Origin of the sequence: Pseudoalteromonas sp. GW168-MNA-CIBAN-0100 (assembly GCF_040309225.1) — a bacterium.
GTDB classification, from domain to species: domain Bacteria; phylum Pseudomonadota; class Gammaproteobacteria; order Enterobacterales; family Alteromonadaceae; genus Pseudoalteromonas; species Pseudoalteromonas arctica.
The window spans coordinates 1-20,366 of record NZ_JBEOOL010000011.1 but is presented as its reverse complement, the minus strand read 5'-3'; the positions used below and the strand labels follow the sequence as shown (position 1 = coordinate 20,366).

Annotated in this window: 16 protein-coding genes; all 16 read left to right on the top strand. The window is 40.1% G+C overall.

Annotated elements, in window-relative coordinates; genetic code table 11:
- Position 1: 1 nt before the first annotated feature.
- A complete protein-coding gene (locus AAEY62_RS08595) occupies positions 2–586 on the top strand; it encodes a pilus assembly FimT family protein (protein WP_024589864.1) in 585 nt (194 codons plus the stop codon).
- Positions 587–608: 22 nt separating this feature from the next.
- Positions 609–1,139: a prepilin-type N-terminal cleavage/methylation domain-containing protein gene (locus AAEY62_RS08590; RefSeq protein ID WP_350634807.1), complete on the top strand. Its 531-nt coding sequence runs from the start codon at positions 609–611 to the stop codon at positions 1,137–1,139.
- Positions 1,140–1,171: 32 nt separating this feature from the next.
- On the top strand, positions 1,172–1,639 hold the full coding sequence (locus AAEY62_RS08585; RefSeq protein WP_350634806.1) for a type II secretion system protein: 468 nt from the start codon (positions 1,172–1,174) through the stop codon (positions 1,637–1,639).
- A complete protein-coding gene (locus AAEY62_RS08580) occupies positions 1,626–2,177 on the top strand; it encodes a type II secretion system protein (RefSeq protein WP_197116343.1) in 552 nt (183 codons plus the stop codon). The genes AAEY62_RS08585 and AAEY62_RS08580 overlap by 14 nt, the downstream gene beginning before the upstream one ends.
- A complete protein-coding gene (locus AAEY62_RS08575; protein WP_101163209.1) occupies positions 2,177–3,016 on the top strand; it encodes a PulJ/GspJ family protein in 840 nt (279 codons plus the stop codon). Before AAEY62_RS08580 ends, AAEY62_RS08575 begins: the two co-directional genes overlap by 1 nt.
- The gene (locus AAEY62_RS08570) at positions 3,006–3,497 is read left to right on the top strand and encodes an agglutinin biogenesis protein MshP (RefSeq protein WP_350634805.1); all 492 of its coding nucleotides are present in this window, start codon (positions 3,006–3,008) and stop codon (positions 3,495–3,497) included. The genes AAEY62_RS08575 and AAEY62_RS08570 overlap by 11 nt, the downstream gene beginning before the upstream one ends.
- The gene (locus AAEY62_RS08565) at positions 3,494–7,234 is read left to right on the top strand and encodes a DUF6701 domain-containing protein (RefSeq protein WP_350634804.1); all 3,741 of its coding nucleotides are present in this window, start codon (positions 3,494–3,496) and stop codon (positions 7,232–7,234) included. Before AAEY62_RS08570 ends, AAEY62_RS08565 begins: the two co-directional genes overlap by 4 nt.
- Before the next feature lie 121 nt (positions 7,235–7,355).
- Positions 7,356–9,404: an SUMF1/EgtB/PvdO family nonheme iron enzyme gene (locus tag AAEY62_RS08560; protein WP_007586336.1), complete on the top strand. Its 2,049-nt coding sequence runs from the start codon at positions 7,356–7,358 to the stop codon at positions 9,402–9,404.
- A 134-nt stretch (positions 9,405–9,538) separates the two neighbouring features.
- Positions 9,539–10,582, top strand: a complete 1,044-nt coding sequence (locus tag AAEY62_RS08555; protein WP_007586338.1) for a rod shape-determining protein — start codon at positions 9,539–9,541, stop codon at positions 10,580–10,582.
- Positions 10,582–11,424: a rod shape-determining protein MreC gene (mreC, locus tag AAEY62_RS08550; RefSeq protein WP_193371825.1), complete on the top strand. Its 843-nt coding sequence runs from the start codon at positions 10,582–10,584 to the stop codon at positions 11,422–11,424. The genes AAEY62_RS08555 and mreC overlap by 1 nt, the downstream gene beginning before the upstream one ends.
- A complete protein-coding gene (gene mreD / locus AAEY62_RS08545) occupies positions 11,417–11,896 on the top strand; it encodes a rod shape-determining protein MreD (protein WP_007586341.1) in 480 nt (159 codons plus the stop codon). Before mreC ends, mreD begins: the two co-directional genes overlap by 8 nt.
- Positions 11,896–12,465, top strand: coding sequence for a Maf family protein (locus AAEY62_RS08540; protein ID WP_007586343.1), 570 nt, complete (start codon positions 11,896–11,898; stop codon positions 12,463–12,465). The genes mreD and AAEY62_RS08540 overlap by 1 nt, the downstream gene beginning before the upstream one ends.
- A gap of 1 nt (position 12,466) precedes the next feature.
- On the top strand, positions 12,467–13,939 hold the full coding sequence (gene rng / locus AAEY62_RS08535) for a ribonuclease G (RefSeq protein ID WP_007586345.1): 1,473 nt from the start codon (positions 12,467–12,469) through the stop codon (positions 13,937–13,939).
- Positions 13,939–17,796, top strand: a complete 3,858-nt coding sequence (locus AAEY62_RS08530) for a YhdP family protein (RefSeq protein WP_350634803.1) — start codon at positions 13,939–13,941, stop codon at positions 17,794–17,796. The genes rng and AAEY62_RS08530 overlap by 1 nt, the downstream gene beginning before the upstream one ends.
- Positions 17,793–18,632: a carbon-nitrogen hydrolase family protein gene (locus tag AAEY62_RS08525; RefSeq protein ID WP_350634802.1), complete on the top strand. Its 840-nt coding sequence runs from the start codon at positions 17,793–17,795 to the stop codon at positions 18,630–18,632. The genes AAEY62_RS08530 and AAEY62_RS08525 overlap by 4 nt, the downstream gene beginning before the upstream one ends.
- Entirely contained in the window at positions 18,629–20,068 is a 1,440-nt protein-coding gene (gene tldD / locus AAEY62_RS08520; RefSeq protein WP_101163214.1) for a metalloprotease TldD, read from the top strand. The genes AAEY62_RS08525 and tldD overlap by 4 nt, the downstream gene beginning before the upstream one ends.
- The last annotated feature ends 298 nt before the right edge of the window (positions 20,069–20,366 follow it).

Genomic DNA, 20,366 nt, shown 5'->3' with positions numbered 1-20,366 from the left:
GGTGAACACAACAATAGCTTACTCAAAAGGTTTCTCATTATTTGAGTTAGTTATTGTTGTTATTTTACTGGCAGTAATTTTGAGCTTTGCTATACCTCAATATATAGGTATTAAAAATCAAGCGCATAATGCAAGCGTAGATGCTATCGCAGGTGGTTTTTCATCGGCTGTTGGCATGGTTAGAGGTCAATGGGAGTTAGAAGGGAGACCAAATAGTAAGTCAAATAAAACATTTGTTAATTATGGAGGAGTAATAGTTGGTGTTGATGGATCGTTAGGTACACCAACGAGTGACGAAACAGAAAAAAAAGATACTCGTGCAGAGTCTATAAATGCTCATAAATGCCGCCAAGTATTAAATGTAATTTTACAAGATGCACCAAGTAGTACCTCAAGTAGTGAAATATCGATAATAAAAAGTGTAAGTTTTTTAGTTAGGTACAATGCAGAAAGTACGCAATGCGTCTATTATTTAACTCATACCATTGATATTAAAAGTATACCTACCAATACGGGTGAAATATCAGGTTTAACAGGTTTTTCATACTTTGCTAAAACAGGCAAAGTAAAAATATTTAAAAACTAAGTAATTAAAAAGAGGCTTATTTATGAAAACGCAATCGTTAAAAAGTTTACAAATGAATAAACAAGCAGGTTTTACACTTGTTGAATTGATCATCGTAATTGTTATTTTAGGCATTTTAGCCGTTACCGCAGCCCCTCGTTTTTTAAACTTGCAAGGTGATGCGAATGCTTCAACACTTGAAGGCTTACAAGGGTCGATTCGCAGTGGTATGAATATTGTGAATGGTAAGGCACTTATTGCTAATATACAAAATAAAGCAGAAACAGATACTCCAACACCTATTGTTGAAGGCGTAGCAATCCGATTTGGCTACCCAGTAGGGACTATTGATGCATTTGAGGCATTTTTAGATATAGATTTTGCAGATGTAACCGGTGATCCTACTATCGCTGATAGTACTGACTTCAATTTGTCAGGAGGGGATGATGCTACAACCCCAGTCATTATTTATCCAAATAGCTACCTAGTCACAGATTCTTGTAAAGTTACTTATACTCCAGCTTTAAACAAAGATACTCCAGCAACAGTCGCTATCGATGTTAGCGATTGTTAATTACATAAATGATAAGCAGTAGTAAGCAACGATTGCGTGGCTTCACACTCATTGAGTTAATTATTACTCTAGTGATATTGGGAATACTGTCGGTAACGGCAGTTCCCAAATTTCTGGGCAGCTCAACAGAAGATGCATACTCATATCGAGACCGTACTTTAAATGCACTGAGAACAGTGCAGTTACGTGCAATGCAAAATACAGCGACAACAAGTTGCCATACGCTTTATATAACCTCCACAATTATTGCTCCCCCCACACCTGATACATGTATCGGTGGCGCTGATACCAACAACACCGATCATTTAGTGGTACAAATAAACACGCAAAGAAGTGATATAACATTTAGCGCTTTAGATAGTAACGCAAATATATTTACCCAAATTAGTTTTGATCCTTTAGGTAAATCAAATCAAACCTGCACTTCGCAGTGTCGAATAGATGTTGGATTAGCTGGCGTATGCATAAGTGGTGAAGGGCTTATATATGCGTGCCCTTAAAGTAAAAGGTTTCACTTTAATTGAGCTTATTATTGGCATAGTGATGTTTGCTATTGCATTAAGCATTATTACCGCTTTAATTGCCCCGCAAGCAAAAAAAAGTGCAGAGCCAATTATTGCTTTAAGAGCCTCTGAATTTGGTCAATCACTAATGAACGAAATTCAAAGTAAATCGTTTGATGAGCACAGCGATAGAAGCGCACCTTTTAGGCGTTGCGGCGAAACAACCTTGGGTGCTGAACCTTGTACCGCAGAGGGCGATTTAGGCGTCGATAACTTAGGGGCAGGCCTAGAAACCCGAACTAGTTATAACGATGTAGATGACTATATTGCACTGTCTAACCAGCCTATTACTAATAGCTTAGGAGAGGTGTTAAGCCAATACAGTGACTTTAACTTAGTTGTTACTGTTGAGTACGATAGCGACTTTAACGAATTGACCATCAACGATGGCACAACCTTTAAGCGTATTACTATTGAAGTAACATCACCCTTAGGCGAAGTTTACGGATTTAGTGCATATAAAGGGAATTACTAATGCAAAGAGCTAAATACCAAAATGCATTTACCCTTATAGAACTATTACTTGTCATGGTTATTATTGGTATTTTAGCCGTAAGTGCATTTTCATTTATTGGTGCTGGGGTCAGTATTTACTCACAAGGGGTTGAGCGCCAAGAAGCAGTAGCTCAGGCCCGCTTTTTAATAACGCGACTTAGTAAAGAGCTTCGCCACGCTACGCCAAACTCTTTAAGGCTCTCTTGCGATAACAGTACTAGCGGAGCGTGTAGTGCTCAGCAGTGCTTAGAATATACGCCGTTTTTATCAGCGACTCACTATACAAATTACCTACCTACCGTAGCGCCTTTTAATGTTAGCGCTGTTGATTTTGAACTTAATAACTTAACGCAGCCGCAAGCTGGAAATTGGGCAACGATATACCCATTAAGCAGTGCTGATATATACGATGAGAATAATAATAAGCGTTTGCAAGTATCAGCATTTAATAGTTCAGCGAGCGAAATTGATGAGTGGCAATTTAGCAAAGCATTTACCCAAGAGTCGCCGAGTAAACGCCTTTATTTACTTTCAGAACCTGTAAGTTTTTGCGTTGAAGGGCAGTATTTATATAGATATACCAATTACGGTTTTACTATTAATCAATCAGATGCTGTGAGCTTACAAATAAGCAGTGGTGTTAAACGTGATTTATTAGGTATTTACATTGCTAACAATTTAGCGAGCGATTTATTTTTTACTCTTGATGCGCTCTCCCTACAAAGAAACGCTGTGCTTAATGTGAATGCGCAAATGCAATTTAACGATACTGAAGTAATGAACTTTAACCATGAGGTACATATTCCTAATGTACCTTAAAAAAAATCCTCACGGAAAAGCCTTACCCAGTAAACAAAAAGGGAACTTAATAATTGTTTCTTTGGTAATTATTGTTGCTTTATTAGCACTAGGATTAGCATTAGTTAAAGTGCTTTCTGGTGCATCTCAACAAAATACAATTGAGTATTATGGGGCTCGCGCTTTTATGGCAGCACAAAGCGGCCTAGAAAGTGGTTTAACGCAACTATTTCCAACAAATAGCTCAGTTCAAAGCTGTACATCAGTTACTACTGATTTAACCTTCCAAACTGCATATTTAGCTAACTGTAAAGTAGTGGTGAGTTGCGATGAATATATAGACTTACCTGATAGCAGTACAACAAACGGGCTTGTGAATATATATTACTTACAAAGCAGTGCAACGTGCGCCGCAATTGATTGCCCTGCAGGGGGTAGCTGCAGAAAAGATTATTGGCAAACACAAAGAACGCTCAGTGTGGAGGCTAAAACTTTACCATGATGAAAAATGCATTGGTCACTATATTTTTTAGCTGCGTGTTACTTTGTAATTACGCAAATGCAGTGCCTCCAAAAATCGAGGGCCGTTATATAGAACTACAAGATACATATACATCGCCTGTTTGGACAAAAGTTAATTTTCAACAGCAATATATAACGCCTCCTGCTGTTTTTATGCTCTCAACAAACCAAGGCGGAAACCCTGCAATAATAAGAATACGTAATATAACCACAACTAGCTTTGAGGCCTTACCGCTTGAACCTTCAGGAGAGGATGGCGGGCATATTAGTATGGGAGCGCACTATTTAGCTATTGAGTATGGTGTGCATCAATTTCCAGACGGCACAATTATGGAAGTAGGTAATACTGATCTATTGCTCGAATTACAGTATGGCTCTAAGTCTGGCTTTGCTCCACTAACACCTAAAGGCTATAAGCCTTTAACATTTGCTGAACCGTTTACTCAAAGGCCAAACTTTTTCCATTCGTTACAAACACTCAATAGCATAGACAGCAATCCACCTTCTGAGGCATTAATTCCGTTTTTAACAGTTGCAGTAGAAAGTAATTCTCTATCTGCCAGCGGCGTTAATATTGCTTTAGAAGCATCTGAAACAGCACTTGGGCTCATAAAAACCGAAACTGTTGCCTATATGGCTGTAGAGCCCGGAAGTAACCGCACATTTTCTGACGATAATGGCGTTGAGGTATCGTGGGAAACTTTTTTCACAGGCTTTGAAGTTGACGGCTGGAGCAATGGCTGTAATTACTTTAGTTTTACTAATAACTTTAGTGTGGCTCCGTTAGTTGTAGCAAGTAAAAACTCACGCCAAGAAGATGATGGCGGGTGGCTACGCAGCTGTAACCTGCGAACTGACAGGCTAGGACTTGTTGTTGACGAAGATCGTGATGGCGATAACGAGCGCCGTCACGTAAACGAGGAAGCATCAATACTCGCCATGACCAGTACCTTTGTATTTAATGGTGATATTTTAGATTGTGATACGCTATTCCCAGGCGCTATTTCTACTTATAACAATGGTGAAGTGCAGCTGGTGCAGGGAGTAGAAATAACCGATGGTAATGCGCAGTTTGTCACCACCACAAGTTTAATTTCTACAGCGCTGACAAGCCCTCCTTTGTGTAATGGTCAGGCGTGTGTTGCTGGTGGTTATAACTCTTTAGAACCGAATCAAGCGGCGCAGGTGCCAACGGTTACAAATGATGGTAGCTCAACAGGGCCCGTACCTACGTCTTTAGCTGGCGACTATTATTACGATGAGTTGCAGTTAAGTATGCTGGAAACACAATACAGAGTAACAGCGCCTACACGTATTTTTTTAAAAGACACAACCTCACTTCTATCAACTTCATTTTTGAATATAGGTAAAACAAATATAGTAGTAGAAACTGGCGCGTACTTGGCTATTTATGTCGATGGTGCGGTTGCTATTGCAGCCGATGCAAATATTGCAGGCTATATTGTTGCAACTGGTGAGGTAAGAATCGCTCAAAATGTAACGTATCAGGGATCAATTACATCGGCTACTCAAATTATTACCGAAGGGAGCTCAACGTTTGACGCTCTACCAGTACCCGAAAGTATCCCTGGTTTTTGTGGTATTTATACACCAGAAACACTGGATCATTATCGTTTAACAATAAGCGATAACAAAGGTCTAACGTGTGAAGCTAAAGAAATGACACTAACAGCCTGCGCTAATGATGCCTGCGACTTATTATTTGCGGAACCCTCTAGTTTAAACCTTTCTCCAGATAATAGTGGTCAGCAAAGTTGGGTTACGGGGGAGAATATTAATTTTACAGGATCAGCGGTTGTCGAATTTGCTAAACGCACCACAGGCAGTGTTACATTTGGATATAACACTGCTGATCCTTCTGCACCTCTTCGTTGTTATATCGGTGGTAATAATGTTGGTTTGAGTGGCTGTAAAGTTACGTTTTCTGATGCTGGATTTATTTTTAATAATGATACAGATGGAAATACTACAATTCCTACTCAGTTATCAGCAAAGCCTTCAAATACTGGATTTAATGCAAAAGCGCTATCTATTCAAGCGGTAAAAACAAATACCACTACGGGCGTATGCGAAGCTGCATTTCCTGCTGGTGGCGATGTAAGCTTAGATTTATCGTATACATGCAGTGCTGGTGCAAGTTGCTCTGATACGGTTTCACTTAGTAACAACAATAATACCTTTGCGGTCGAGCAAGCAGCTAAATCGTTCACGCTAAACTTTGATAGTGATTCTAAAGCCCCGATTGTTATAAATTATCCCGATGCAGGAAAGTTGAGTTTAAATGTAAAAACCAACTTAATTTTAGATCCAATTACTAACCTGTCAGTAAATCTAACAGGTAGTTCAAATGAATATGTTGTAAAGCCATTTGGATTAGCCATGGAGGTTGCAAGTGATGGTTATGCAGCAGACGCTGGTGGAAGTTTATTTAGATTAACGGGCGAAGCATTTGATTTGAAAATGAATGCGGTGCAGTGGCAAACAGGGCAAGACACTAACAACGATGGTTTCCCAGACAACTACAGCAATATTACAAATAACAACATAGCTAAGCATTTTATTACAGAGCAACCACTTGTAGAGGCATTACTTAAAGCGCCAACGCCAGGTATTCAAGGTACGCTTGAAGCGATGAGCACTGTTGCCTTTAATGATACAGGTAGTTTGAGTGAATCTATATCGCAATATAATTACGACCAAGTTGGCATCATTGATTTAACAGCAGGCCTTCAAGATGCCGATTATTTTGGTGCGGGAGATGTAAAAGGTGAGCTATATAACGTTGGTCGTTTTGCACCTTCGCAGTTTCAGGTAGTGGGGGTTCAAGCCGCCGCGCAATGCACGCAATACGGCAGTAATTTAACTTATCTTGATCAACCTTTTGAACTTGGCTTTACAGTACAAGCACAAAATCAAAATGGTGAGCTAATGGCTAATTATAAAGAGGGCTTTGATAAGTCCAGTGTAGACGTTAATGCCGAAAATAATGAAGTAGGTAACTATGTACCTGCAACTAATTTTACTAGCCGCTTAGTAAACCTAGGAAATAACAACTGGGGAGATATAAGCGATGGCCAATGGCAAATGAGCCAACTCAACACGACACTTAAAAGATTAGGTGTAGGGCAAGCAGACGGACCGTTCGCTATGGTGAGCTTAATGGCAACGCTTTCTGACATAGAAGGAGCAACACTTATTGATGCAAATGATAAACCTAATACACAAACAGCATGCTCGGGTGGTTGTAATAGCGTACGACTAAATGCATTGCCAATAGAGTTTAGGTTTGGACGTTTAGTCCTTGGCAATAACGCAGGCTCCGATCTCGACCCTTTACTTATTCCTATGCAGGCTCAGTATTACAACGGCAGTGGATTTGTAAATAACGCTGAAGATAACTGTAGTGTATTTGATCATACCCAAATTACTCAAATATCACCTAGCAGCCCACAATTAACCTATAAATATGGGACTGGTGTATCTGGCCAGCTAGAAGCGGGAGTATATCCGCCAGATAACGGTATTTATGCACAGCCAAATGGTTTGGGTGAATTTACCTTAGAATATAATACTTATGATTGGTTAAAGTGGGATTGGCAGGGCGATGGAACACAGCTTGATCCTCGTACTATTTTACAATTTGGACGCTTTAGAGGAAATGATCGGGTTATTTACTGGCGTGAAACACGCGAATAGTTGTAAACTAATATAATAATTGAACAAAGCTTGTATTTTGTGCTGCAAGTACATAGCATAAGGCTTTAATTATAAAAAATAATAACGACCAAATAATTGCCGCTTTTTGGGACTGGAATATATGCGAATTACTCCTTTATCTCTGTTAATTTCAGCTAGTTTGTTAGCTAGTAGTGCATTTGCACAAGACACAGCTACAGTGACTGGAATTGACTCAGAGATTAGTGTTAAACAGACAGAATACGATAACTCGACAAGAATACTTGAAAAACATCTTAAAGAAGAAAGTCAGTTACAAAATCAATTAGAGCTACTTCGTTCTCGTTCTACAGAGCTAGATAAAGAAAAAAACCAAGCGCTCGATGCGATGAACGAAATGTACCGTCGTTTAATTGACGATCCCACTATTAATATTAGTGCGGCTCAATCACGCTATCAAAAAGCGGTGATTGATCATAAGCAAAATAAAGATGACATTTCTATGCAGTTGGCGGCAATTGCATCCCACCGTAAAGATATAGAACAAATTCGTGTTGCTAAGCATACGCTTTTAAATACATTAGAAAGTTTAAAAGAGCAGTTAACTACAGCCCGCGTAGAGCGTTTACGTAACGAGTTTACACGTGAAGGTACGCTTGAGGTTAACCACACTATTAACTGTAAGCGAACAGAAACGCTAGCAGCATGTGAGCAACGCGGTCAGCAAATGGGTCTACAAAAAGCAACTAAACGCTTTGTTGATCAAATTTTTGCAAATCTAACAGAAGAGCGCATTGTTGAGCCAAAACGTAATTTGGCGGGCGCTCAAGTACAAATATTAAGTAGCCATGTAGTTAACAGTGCATTTAGCGGCCAAGGTAATTACAACGTTAACTTAAGCGTAACTATGCGCGGCGAAGTTAATAGCAGCCGTTTATGTAGCTTATTAAGCATAGATAACCGCTATTGTTCTGAGTACGGCACGCCACTTACGGCTGCTTATCAACCAGCGTATAACAATACATTTACCGATAGTCAGTTAACATTCAGTAATAGCGCGGATAATAGCAACACGGTGTCGGTTTCTCGTTTAAATGAGCAGCCAGTACGTGATTATTCAGTTAAACCTGCATCGGTGAAAAAAGATTACCCTTCTATCCTTAATAAGAAGAAGGATCAATCAGTAGAGCTAACATTACGATCAAACGTATACGACGATGAAGTGTTTATCGATGGTGTAAGCTTTGGCTCAACACGCTTGATTACACGTTTACCGCCGGGCATTCATAACATTGAAATACGTAAACTTGGTTATAAACCTTATCAAGCACGTGTCGATTTGAATAAAGCGCAAACAATTAATGCAAATTTAGTAAAAAAGCCTAAGTCGATTGCTGCACCGACCTATACTCGAGAGCAACCAGAAGTAACAACACGCCAGGTTAGTGAAAACGTTAATGTATTAAATGCAAACGTTGAAACGCCGGTTGTCGTTATTCCTGCAGGCAAATTTAAAATGGGCGATATTAACGGCAATGGTTTAGCTAATGAACGTCCAGTAATTGAAAAAGTAATAGCAAATTCTTTCGCTATGCAAAGTAAAGAAGTAACCGTGGGTGCCTACGAAAAGTTTGTAGCAAATACAGGTTATAAAACTCAAGCGGAAAAAAATAAAGGGTGTGCGTATTATTTAAATGGCGAACCAGTATGGGAAGCAAATTTAAATTGGCGTAATCCTGGTTTTGAGCAAGGCAGTGACTTTCCTGCTGTATGTTTAACTTATAACGATGCAAAAGCTTACGCTGAGTGGTTATCGGGTCAAACAGGACAGCAATTTCGTTTACCTAACGAAGTTGAGTGGGAATACGCAGCACGCGCAGGAACTGAAACAGAATACCCTTGGGGTAACGAAATTGGTAAAAACCTAGCTAACTGTGGTTGGTGTGGTAGTGAATGGTCAAACAGACGTGCATCACCAGTAGGTTCTTTTTCTCCAAATGCATTTGGATTATACGATACCGTAGGCAATGTATGGGAATGGACCGATAAAGAATCAGGTGAGTCTGATGTAGCAGTAAGAGGCGGAGCGTGGAACTTTGCACCAAGCCTTGCTCGTGCATCTACGCGTTTAATTTTAGCGCCTGATTTTAGATCTAACTACATTGGTTTTCGCTTAGTTCGCGAACGATAAAACTCAATTAAGGAAGCTTTGCTTCCTTTTTTCACAAATTCACAAAGGCGCTGCGCTTTATATTGCTCATATAGTTGAGCATGTTAAAGTGAGGCAGCTAATATAAGAACGTATTTCAAAGGTCATCCAGCCTCATGTTTAAAAAACTCCGTGGTATTTTTTCTAACGATCTATCGATCGACTTGGGTACAGCCAATACCCTAATTTATGTAAAAGACGAAGGCATTGTATTAAATGAACCTTCTGTTGTTGCTATCCGCCAAGAGCGTGCTGGTGGACCTAAAAGTGTTGCATCTGTAGGTACAGAAGCAAAGCTTATGTTAGGTCGTACACCGGGTAATATAAAAGCGATTCGTCCAATGAAAGACGGTGTTATTGCTGACTTTTTTGTAACAGAAAAAATGTTACAACACTTCATTAAACAAGTGCATAACAATAACTTTATGCGTCCAAGTCCGCGTGTACTAATTTGTGTACCGTGTGGTGCTACTCAAGTAGAAAAACGTGCAATACGTGAATCTGCAATGGGTGCAGGTGCTCGTGAAGTTTACTTAATTGAAGAACCAATGGCAGCAGCTATTGGCGCAGGCTTACCAGTATCAGAAGCAACCGGTTCTATGGTTGTTGATATTGGTGGTGGTACAACTGAAGTTGCTATTATTTCACTTAACGGCGTTGTTTACTCATCATCTGTTCGTATTGGTGGTGATAAGTTTGACGAAGCTATCATTAATTATGTACGCCGTAACTTTGGTAGCTTAATTGGTGAAGCGACAGCTGAAAATATTAAGCATCAAATTGGTTCTGCGTTTAAAACTGATGAGCCAATCGAAATTGAAGTGCGCGGTCGTAACCTTGCAGAAGGTGTTCCGCGTTCATTCACACTTAACTCACACGAAATCCTAGAAGCTCTACAAGAGCCATTAATGGGTATTGTGAGTGCAGTAATGGTTGCGCTTGAGCAATCACCACCAGAGCTGGCATCAGATATTTCTGCACACGGTATGGTACTTACTGGCGGTGGCGCATTGTTAAAAGATTTAGACCGTTTATTAATGGAAGAAACGGGTATTCCGGTTGTTGTTGCTGATGATCCACTTACATGTGTTGCACGTGGTGGTGGTAAAGCACTTGAAATGATCGATGTTCATGGTGGTGACGTTTTTAGTTACGACTAATGAAATTAATGTTTGGACGCACAGTCTCTTTGCAACTGCGACTTTTTGTCGCAGTGCTTTTGAGTATCGCACTCATTGTTGGAGACAGATATACGCAAGGTGGTACCGTTGTTCGTACCAGCCTCAATACCTTAGTTAGCCCACTAATTTATGTTGCTAATTTACCCTACGAATTATTTAGCTTAAGTGCTAAAAGCCTGCATACACGAGAGCAACTTCTTACTGAAAATGAAGCGCTGAAAAAAAAGCAAATGCTACAAAGTGAGCAACTTCAGCAGTATCAATTTCTAGCCAGAGAAAATCAAAAACTACGCGCCTTATTAGGCTCATCTGCAAAGCAATCAAATCGTAAAATTATTGCTCAAGTACTTTCTGTGCATTCAAACCCGTATAGCCATCAAGTTGTTATAAATCGTGGTACCACCGATGGACTTAGTGAAAGCCAAGCCGTCATTGATGAGATGGGTGTAGTAGGGCAATTAACTAAAGTAGGGTCAACTACGTCACGCGTATTACTCATGACCGACACTACGCATGCCACACCTGTGCGTATACTGCGTAACGATGTGCGAACTGTTGTTGAGGGCATAGGTAAAATTAACGTAGTTAAGCTCTCTCACGTTCCGCACAGCTTAGATGTGCGAATTGGCGATGTACTTGTTACATCAGGATTAGGTGGCACATTCCCTGAGGGATACCCGGTGGCTGTAGTAACCGAAATAAACCGTGATGAAGGCCGCCCGTTTGCACAAGTTTTTGCAGAACCTATTGCGCAATTAGATCGCATTCGTTTGCTGGTTATTTTATGGCGTAATCAACAGGAGCAAATCAGCGATGATTAATCGTTATTCATTGTTAATTGCGCTAAGCATCTTTTTTGCGTTAATAATGGCATTAATGCCGCTCCCTTTTTCGTTTGAACCATTTAGACCTGACTGGGTTTTACTTGTACTTATGTATTGGTCGTTGGCAGTACCGCATCGTTTAAATATTGGTACTGCTTGGGTTGTTGGTTTATTAATAGATTTAGCATCTGGCTCACCGCTAGGTGTCAACTCGCTTACATTTTCAATATGTATATTTGTAACCGCGAGCAACTTTCAAAAAATTCGTAACTTTTCGCTTTGGCAACAAAGCTTATTAATTGGTTTGTTTTTAACGCTGTATCATTTAATGCAGTTTTGGCTAAATCACTTTTTGTTAGGGGTTTACTTTAATCCACAGTATTTATGGCCAGTAGCAACCGGAATGGTTAGTTGGTTTTGGGTGTTTTTACTACTTCGTAAATATCGCAGACATTTTAGGATCAGGTAATGACTACCGCAGTATATTTGGCATCAGCCTCTCCCCGTCGTAAAGAGTTATTAAGCCAATTAGGTGTCGAATTTACACAATTTAGTGTTGATGCAGATGAAAGTCCACTTCCAAACGAGCAACCTAGAGCACTTGTTGAGCGTTTAGCTCGCTTGAAAGCCCAAAGCGGTGTAGAGCTTGGATATACCGATCGCCCTGTACTTGGTAGTGATACCGTGGTTGTTATCGATAATGAATCACTGGGTAAACCTCGTGATAAAAACGATTTTATACACACATTAAAACGTTTATCAGGTAACACGCATCAAGTACTTACCGCAGTTGCATTTGCGACGCAAAATGATGTGCTTAGCTGTGTTGTAAGCACAGATGTCACCTTTAAAACTTTAACTGATGAAGAAATAAATACCTACTGGGATTCTAATGAGCCACAAGATAAAGCCGGTGGCTACGGTATCCAAGGTTTAGGTGGTCGCTTTGTAACTCACATTGCGGGTAGCTATTTTTCTGTTGTAGGCTTACCTTTATATGAAACCGAACAATTATTAAAAACATTCTTAAGAAGGTAACATGAGTACAGAATTACTGATCAATGTCACACCGAGCGAAAGCCGTGTTGCCCTAATAGAAAACGGTGTACTGCAAGAAATACAGCTAGAGCGAATTGGTAATCTAGGTATTGTAGGCAATATTTACCTAGGAAAAATAAGCCGTGTACTTCCGGGTATGCAGGCTGCTTTTGTTGATATCGGCCTTGAAAAGGCGGCATTTTTGCATGCATCCGACATTGTAAATAGTGCCTCTATTGTTGAAGGCGTAGACGATGTACCAATAAAAAAAGTACAAGATATTAGAGAGTTAGTTCGTCAAGGCCAATACATTATGGTGCAAGTGGTAAAAGATCCGCTAGGCACTAAAGGCGCAAGACTCACCACTGATATAACTATTCCTTCTCGCTATTTAGTGTTTATGCCAGATGCGACCCATGTAGGGGTTAGTCAGCGCATTGAAACTGAAGAAGAGCGCTCACGCCTTAAAAAAATAGTCGCAGAATATGGCGATGAAAATGGCAGCTTTATTGTACGTACAGCAGCCGAAGGCGCTAGCGAAGCAGAATTACGACACGATGCCGGTTTTTTAAGAAAACTGTGGGAAAAAATTACGGCTCGTCGCAAAAAAACCAGTAAGGCCAGCATCCTTCACGAAGATTTAACGCTTGCCTTTAGAACCCTACGTGACTATGTAGGCGAAGATATGGAACGCATTCGTGTTGACTCTAAACTTACTCATGAAGAGCTAAAGTTATTTACTGAAGAGTTTGTTCCACAACTGTCTCAAGTACTCGAATACTATCCAGGTGAGCGACCTATATTTGATTTGTTTGATGTTGAAAACGAAATTCAAAAAGCACTACATCGTAAAGTCACGCTAAAATCTGGTGGTTATATAATTATTGACCAAACAGAAGCAATGACGACTGTTGATGTTAATACAGGTGCATTTGTAGGACATCGTAATTTAGAAGAAACAATTTTTAATACCAACGTAGAAGCAACCTCTGCAATTGCTCGCCAGCTTAGGCTGCGTAATTTAGGCGGTATTATCATTATCGACTTTATCGATATGGTAAGTGAGGATCATAAGCGCCGAGTATTACATTCACTTGAATCAGCACTTGCAAAAGATCGCACTAAAACAAATATTAATGGGCTTTCAGCACTTGGGCTTGTTGAAATGACACGTAAACGTACACGCGAAAGCTTAGAACATATTTTATGTGATGTATGTCCTGCGTGTTCTGGTCGTGGTTCGCAAAAAACAGTTGAAACGGTTTGCTACGAAATACTACGTGAAATAGTGCGTGTTAACCGAGCATACGCTGCCGATAAGTTTATGGTATATGCAGCGCCTGCTGTGAGCGAAGCCCTACTAAACGATGAGTACCATAACCTTGCCGAGCTTGAACTATTTATTGGTAAGCAAGTCAATATTCAAACAGAGAGCTTATACAGCCAAGAACAGTTTGATGTGGTAATGATGTAATGAAAGCAAAAGCGGTCTGTTTTTTTTGTTTTAGAAAGTTATGGCAGACCTGCGCCATAATTTTGGTATTACTGGCCGTTATTGTTTCAATTTTAAAATATACCCTCCCGTATGCAAACGAATACAAAGGTAATATAGAAAGCTATTTACACGAAAAGTTTGAAATAAGCTTATCTATAGGTGAAATATCAGCTAGTTGGCAGGGCAGTGGTCCTGCATTAGTACTAGAGAATTTATCGTTTAAAGATAACGAAACTGCACCAATATCACTCACCATTGCTAAAACCAGCTTAGAGCTAAACTTATGGGAAAGCTTAAAAGCACTGCAACTTAGATCTAATTATTTTGTTATTAATGGTTTTCATACCAGTGTAAATATCACCAACTTATTTAAAACCGGTGATAACGACGAAGTCTCTTTTGAGCAAAAAGAGCTAATTGAAGAACTGTTTTTGGGTAAAACGGGTCATTTTGCAATAGAAAATTCCAGTATTAACTTTGTTCTAGAAGACGGTAAAGAGCGTAAGTTACTCCTCAAAAATATTGTTTGGCAAAATGAAGATGAGCAGCATCTTGGTAGTGGGAGCTTAGCACTGCCGGGTATTTCGGTCGGTGATTTTGATGCGCGCATAGCACTCACTGGCGATACTCTAGAGCAAGTTGCGGGCGACATTTATGTGCAGGCTAACAAAGTCGATGTATCTAACTGGTTAGCGCAATATATAAATACGCAAAAGCAACAACTGCATAGCGATATTAATTTACAAGCGTGGCTAAAACTAGATAAAGGTTTTGTAAGCGATATAAAAATGCAGTGGCTACCAAGCTTTGTGCGTTGGCAGCGAGAAGAGCAAAGCCAACAAGTTAGCTTGAGTGAAGGTGGATTCCATCTATATCCCGAGCAAAATAGCTGGCACTTAAAAAGCACCGGTTTAACATTTAATAGTAACGATAAAGCATGGCCAAGTTTAGAGTTTGAAGCTCAACTAGGGGCGAAAAATGAAGTGTGGCTCCATCAAGTTGATTTTGAATTACTTAGTAACCTAGCAGGGCTAAGTAATTTTGATGCACTTGAACCATTTTTAGAGCGCCAACCTAGCGGGCAAATAGATCAAGCTTATTTAAATTTTTCTAATGCACAGCAATGGCAATTATGGTTTGAGGCTGACAATATTGGTTGGCAAGAATTAAGATCGGTACCTGCAGCACAAGGACTTAGAGTAAATGGTTTACTTAATCAAAGTAGTGGTCGAATAAATTTATTTGGCGAAAATGGCACATTAGTTACAGGCGAAAGCTTTAGTAACGACATAAATTATAATCAGCTAAATGTAGAGCTAGATTTAGCTAAGCGAGATGATGGCTGGCATATAAGTAGTGACAATATATGGTTTGATAATGATGACGTCACTCTTGCTGCAGAATTACAAATTAGTCTAACAGATGATCCTCGATTAGATCTTTACGCTGAAGCCTTCGCCCCAGATGCCAAAATTGCAGGTCATTATTTCCCATTAAAAGCAATGAGCCCTGAGCTCGTTAGCTATTTAAATGGGGCAATTAAAGGCGGAGAAGTATCTAAAGCACAAGTCTTATTTGCAGGACCTTTATCGGGCTTTCCATTCACCGATGGCAGTGGCCAGTTTGGTGTATTAGCGCAAATAGACAACGCAACCTATGAGTTTGATACTGATTGGCCTTTGGTCACCAATGCCGACGTACAGCTACATTTTGATAATGAGCGTATGGACATATATAGCCAGCAAGGTAAGTTGGTTAATTTAGATATTGGTAATAGTGTACAGGTAAGCATTACAGATTTAATGCATGCTGATGAACTTATTGTGCAAATTGATAAAAAAGCACAAATGGAAAAGTTACATGACTTTTTTGCAGCGACACCTATTGCCAAACCTCTTGCTGAAATTTTTAAAGTTGTGCAGGGCAAAGGCGAAGCCGATGCCAGTATTGAGCTTTTAGTAGGCTCAAAATTTAAAGGTGGGGCCAGTGTTAGCGGCAAGGTTAATTTAAATGACTTGCCAGTATTTATAGCAACGCCAGGAATTGAGTTTAAAAACTTAACTGGCGAGCTTAATTTTAAAAACGACAATATCACACTTAAAAATGCGACTGCGAAATGGTTGGGCATGCCGCTAACTATTAATTACAGCAGTAAAAGTGATGCAAAAAATTACCAAGCAAACATAGATATAAACGCCAAAATTGACGCCGATACACTAATAGATAGTGGGCAAGGTATATTAAAAAATTATTTAAGCGGGCAAAGTGATGTTGATATTGGCTTAGTACTTAATTTTACCGAGCAAGGCTTTAATTACCGTGCACAGGTAAACTCAGAACTACTTGGCTTAACGAGTAACTTACCTGCACCTTATAATAAAAATAGTGAACAAGTGTGGGCGCTTGATGCAATAGTACAAGGTGATGACATTTCTAATCTCATTACAGCAAACGCTAATCAACAGTTTTACTTTAATGCTATTTTAGAAAATGGTAAATCACAGTTTAGCAATGTCCATTTTGTGCTTGGAAAACAAGATTTAGGATTAAACCAAAAAGATTTAAGCGTAAATATAAATCTTGAACAGAGTGAACTAGTGCCTTGGTTTGATCTGATTGATCAAATAATTAAAGCGGGTAAAGCAAACCCAGATAAAAAATCAAAAGGGATTATGCCACCGCTTAATGAGGTGGTCGCAAATATAGGTATGCTTGATGCGAGTAACATCATCTTTAATGATTTTGAAATGCGTTTAGCACCATCAAAAGACGATTTATACCTAAAGCTAAATGCTAAAGAACTTAGAGCTGGGGTTTTTATTCCTACATCACAGCCTAGCCAGCCCATAAGAATTAATGCCGATTACTTAAGGCTTAATTTTGCACCGCACAATGAGCAAGCACTTGAAATAACAGATGTACTTCCTGAGAAAGACTTGAGCTGGCTTACTAAAATACCTGCTATTGAGTTTGAATGTAGTGATTGCAAAATTGACCGCTACCAACTTGATAAAGTGAGTGCGTCATTATTAGGTGATGGAGAGCGTTTATCAATATCAGAACTTGTAGTCGATAAAGGCGATCATGTACTGCGCACTAAAGGGCAGTGGCAAAATGGATTAACAACGCTAAGTGGCGAGCTTAAAAGTGATGACATAGGCGCACTGTTTGGTGAGTTTGATATAACCTCCGCGATTAAAGATTCAAAAGCTGATCTAAATTATGATCTTACTTGGCAAGCAGCACCTTATGATTTTGATGTGAAAAGTTTAAGTGGCGAGATAGCTTGGGATTTAGGAGAAGGTCACTTAACTGAAGTTAGCGATGGCGGGGCACGCGTATTTTCGTTACTGAGCCTTGATTCATTAGTACGCAAGCTGAAACTTGATTTTAGAGATGTATTTTCAAAGGGCTTTTTTTATAACAGCATGCAAGGCACTATGCAGTTAGAAAACGGTATTGCTTACACTAAAGATACCAAAATGGACGGCGTACCCGCCGATTTAACCATTAAAGGTTATGCAAATTTAAACACGCTTGATATAGATTATGATCTTGCTGTAGCGCCGCAGGTAACCTCGAGTATTCCGGTTATAGTTGCATGGATGGTAAACCCAGTAACAGGGCTTGCTGCCTTAGCAATTGATAAAGTTATTCATTCTGCGCGCGTCATCTCAGAGATCAACTTTAAAGTAACGGGTAAAATGAACGATCCTATTGTTCAAGAACTCGACAGAAAAAGTCGTGAAGTTACGCTTCCTCAAGCTGCGCAAAATCAGCCACAAGCATCAGTCGATTTAAAACTTAAAGATGCACAAGTAACAGTAACGCAATGAACAAAACTGAAATACTAAGCACTCCCACAATAGTTGCCCTGCAAATGTGTTCAGGGCTAAGCTCTGATGACAACATAGCAAGCTTAAAGCGTGCACTTAAAACACTCCCCGCAACAAGACCATTACTTGTTTGTTTGCCTGAGGCTTTTTTAGTGTTTAGTAAAAGTGGTAACGATACGTTACGTGTTGCTAAGCAAGTTGAGCGATACAAACTACAACTTAGTGAATTGTGCCAACACCATAATATTTGGTTAAATGCAGGGACAATGCCTGAGCCATTTAACGAACATAAATATTATGCAGCATCGCACTTATATAATAATCAAGGCGAGCTGGTTGCAACGTATAACAAAATACATTTATTTGATGTAAACGTAGATGATCAAACAGGTAGCTATCGAGAGTCAGATTTTACCCAAGCAGGTAGCGATGTGGTTGTTGTTGATTCTCCCTTTGGTAAAATAGGCTTAACAGTATGTTATGATCTGCGCTTTAGTGGCTTATTCAATGAACTAGTACGCCAAGGCGCCGATATTATTTTAGTACCCAGTGCATTTACAGTCGTCACAGGACAAGCGCATTGGCAGCCATTATTAGCAGCTCGCGCAATAGAAACGCAATGTTATGTAGTTGCAGCAGCTCAGTACGGTACACATGAAAATGGCCGACAAACATATGGCCACAGTATTATTATTTCACCTTGGGGAAGTATCCTGAGTGAATTGCCAACAGGCACCGGTTTTATAAGCTGCAACGCAGATTTAGACCAGTTACAAAAAATTAGACGAGATATGCCCGTGCAGTCTCATCAACGATTTAGAGAGCATTTATTATGAATTCGGTTGAACAGCATTTACTACACGACAGCCAGCTAAATAGAGAAGAGCTCGAAAAAACGCTCGCTTACATACATCAGCATAAAGTGGATTACGCCGATTTATATTTTCAATCAAGCCACCACGAATCTTGGGTGCTTGAAGACGGCTTAGTTAAAGAAGGCTCTTATAACGTTGAACGTGGCGTTGGGGTACGTGCTGTAAGCGGCGAAAAAACAGGTTTTTCTTACTCTGATGCAATAAATCTTGAAGCACTTAATAAAGCGGCTACAGCAGCACGTAGTATTGCAGATGCCGGCGAAGATAGAGCGATTAAAGTATTTAGTGATGTTAAAGCTAAAGAGCAATTTGCACCGCATCAGCCAATTTCGAGTATGAGCGACACCGACAAGGTGAGCTTACTACGCGAACTTGAAAACTATATTCGCGAACTAGCACCCGATGCAGAGCAAGTAATTAGTTCAATGTCAGCGGTTTACGAAGAAGTATTAATCGCAGCAAGTGACGGTACGTTTGCCACCGATATTCGCCCGCTTATTCGTTTAAACTGCTCAGTGCTGCTTGAAAAAAATGGTCGCCGTGAACGCGGTGGCGCAGGTGGTGGTGCACGTTTAGATTATGGTTACTTTAAAGAACTTGTTGATGGTAAACCACGTTGGATGGAATTTGCTGAAGAAGCTGTACGCCAAGCTAAAGTAAATCTTGAAGCTATTGATGCACCTGCAGGCACGATGGAAGTTGTACTTGGTAATGGTTGGCCTGGCGTGCTTTTACACGAAGCGGTAGGGCATGGACTTGAAGGCGACTTTAACCGCAAAGGCGCGTCTGCGTTTAGTGGTAAAGTGGGCCAAAAAGTAGCATCTGAGCTGTGTACTGTTGTTGATGATGGCACCATGGCCGATCGCCGTGGGTCACTTAATGTGGATGATGAAGGCACACCAGCCGCTTACAACGTACTCATCGAAAACGGTATTTTAAAAGGCTATATGCAAGATAAGCTAAACGCGCGTTTAATGGGTGTAAGCCCTACAGGTAACGCACGCCGTGAGTCGTATGCGCATTTACCAATGCCTCGCATGACTAACACCTACATGTTAGGTGGTGAGCACAGCCAAGCCGATATTATCAGCTCAGTTAAAAAAGGGGTATTCGCGCCTAACTTTGGCGGCGGACAAGTTGATATAACCTCAGGTAAGTTTGTATTTAGCGCATCAGAAGCGTATTTAATCGAAAATGGTAAAATTACCCAACCAATTAAAGGCGCAACGCTTATTGGTAATGGACCAGAAGTAATGCAGCAAATATCTATGGTTGGTAACGACTTAGCACTTGATAAAGGTGTTGGTGTTTGTGGTAAAGATGGTCAAAGCGTACCGGTAGGCGTAGGCCAACCAAGCCTTAAAATTGATCGGTTAACAGTTGGTGGTACAGCTTAAGTATTACTCAAGCGCGAAGTGAATTCGCACCTACGTGCTTGATGTTTATTGTAGGTGAGGTTTTACACCTCGCTTTTTACTTTTAAGCTGGGCTCTATGCGCGAAGTAAATTCGCACCTACGTGCTTGATGTTTATTGTAGGAGAGGTTTTACACCTCGCTTTTTAAATATACGCTCACGTAATAGAGCGCGAAATAAATTCGCACCTACGATTTGCATTCTTACTCTGTGTAGGTGAGGTTTTACACCTCGCTTTTTAAATATACGCTCAGAAATAGAGCGCGAAATAAATTCGCAC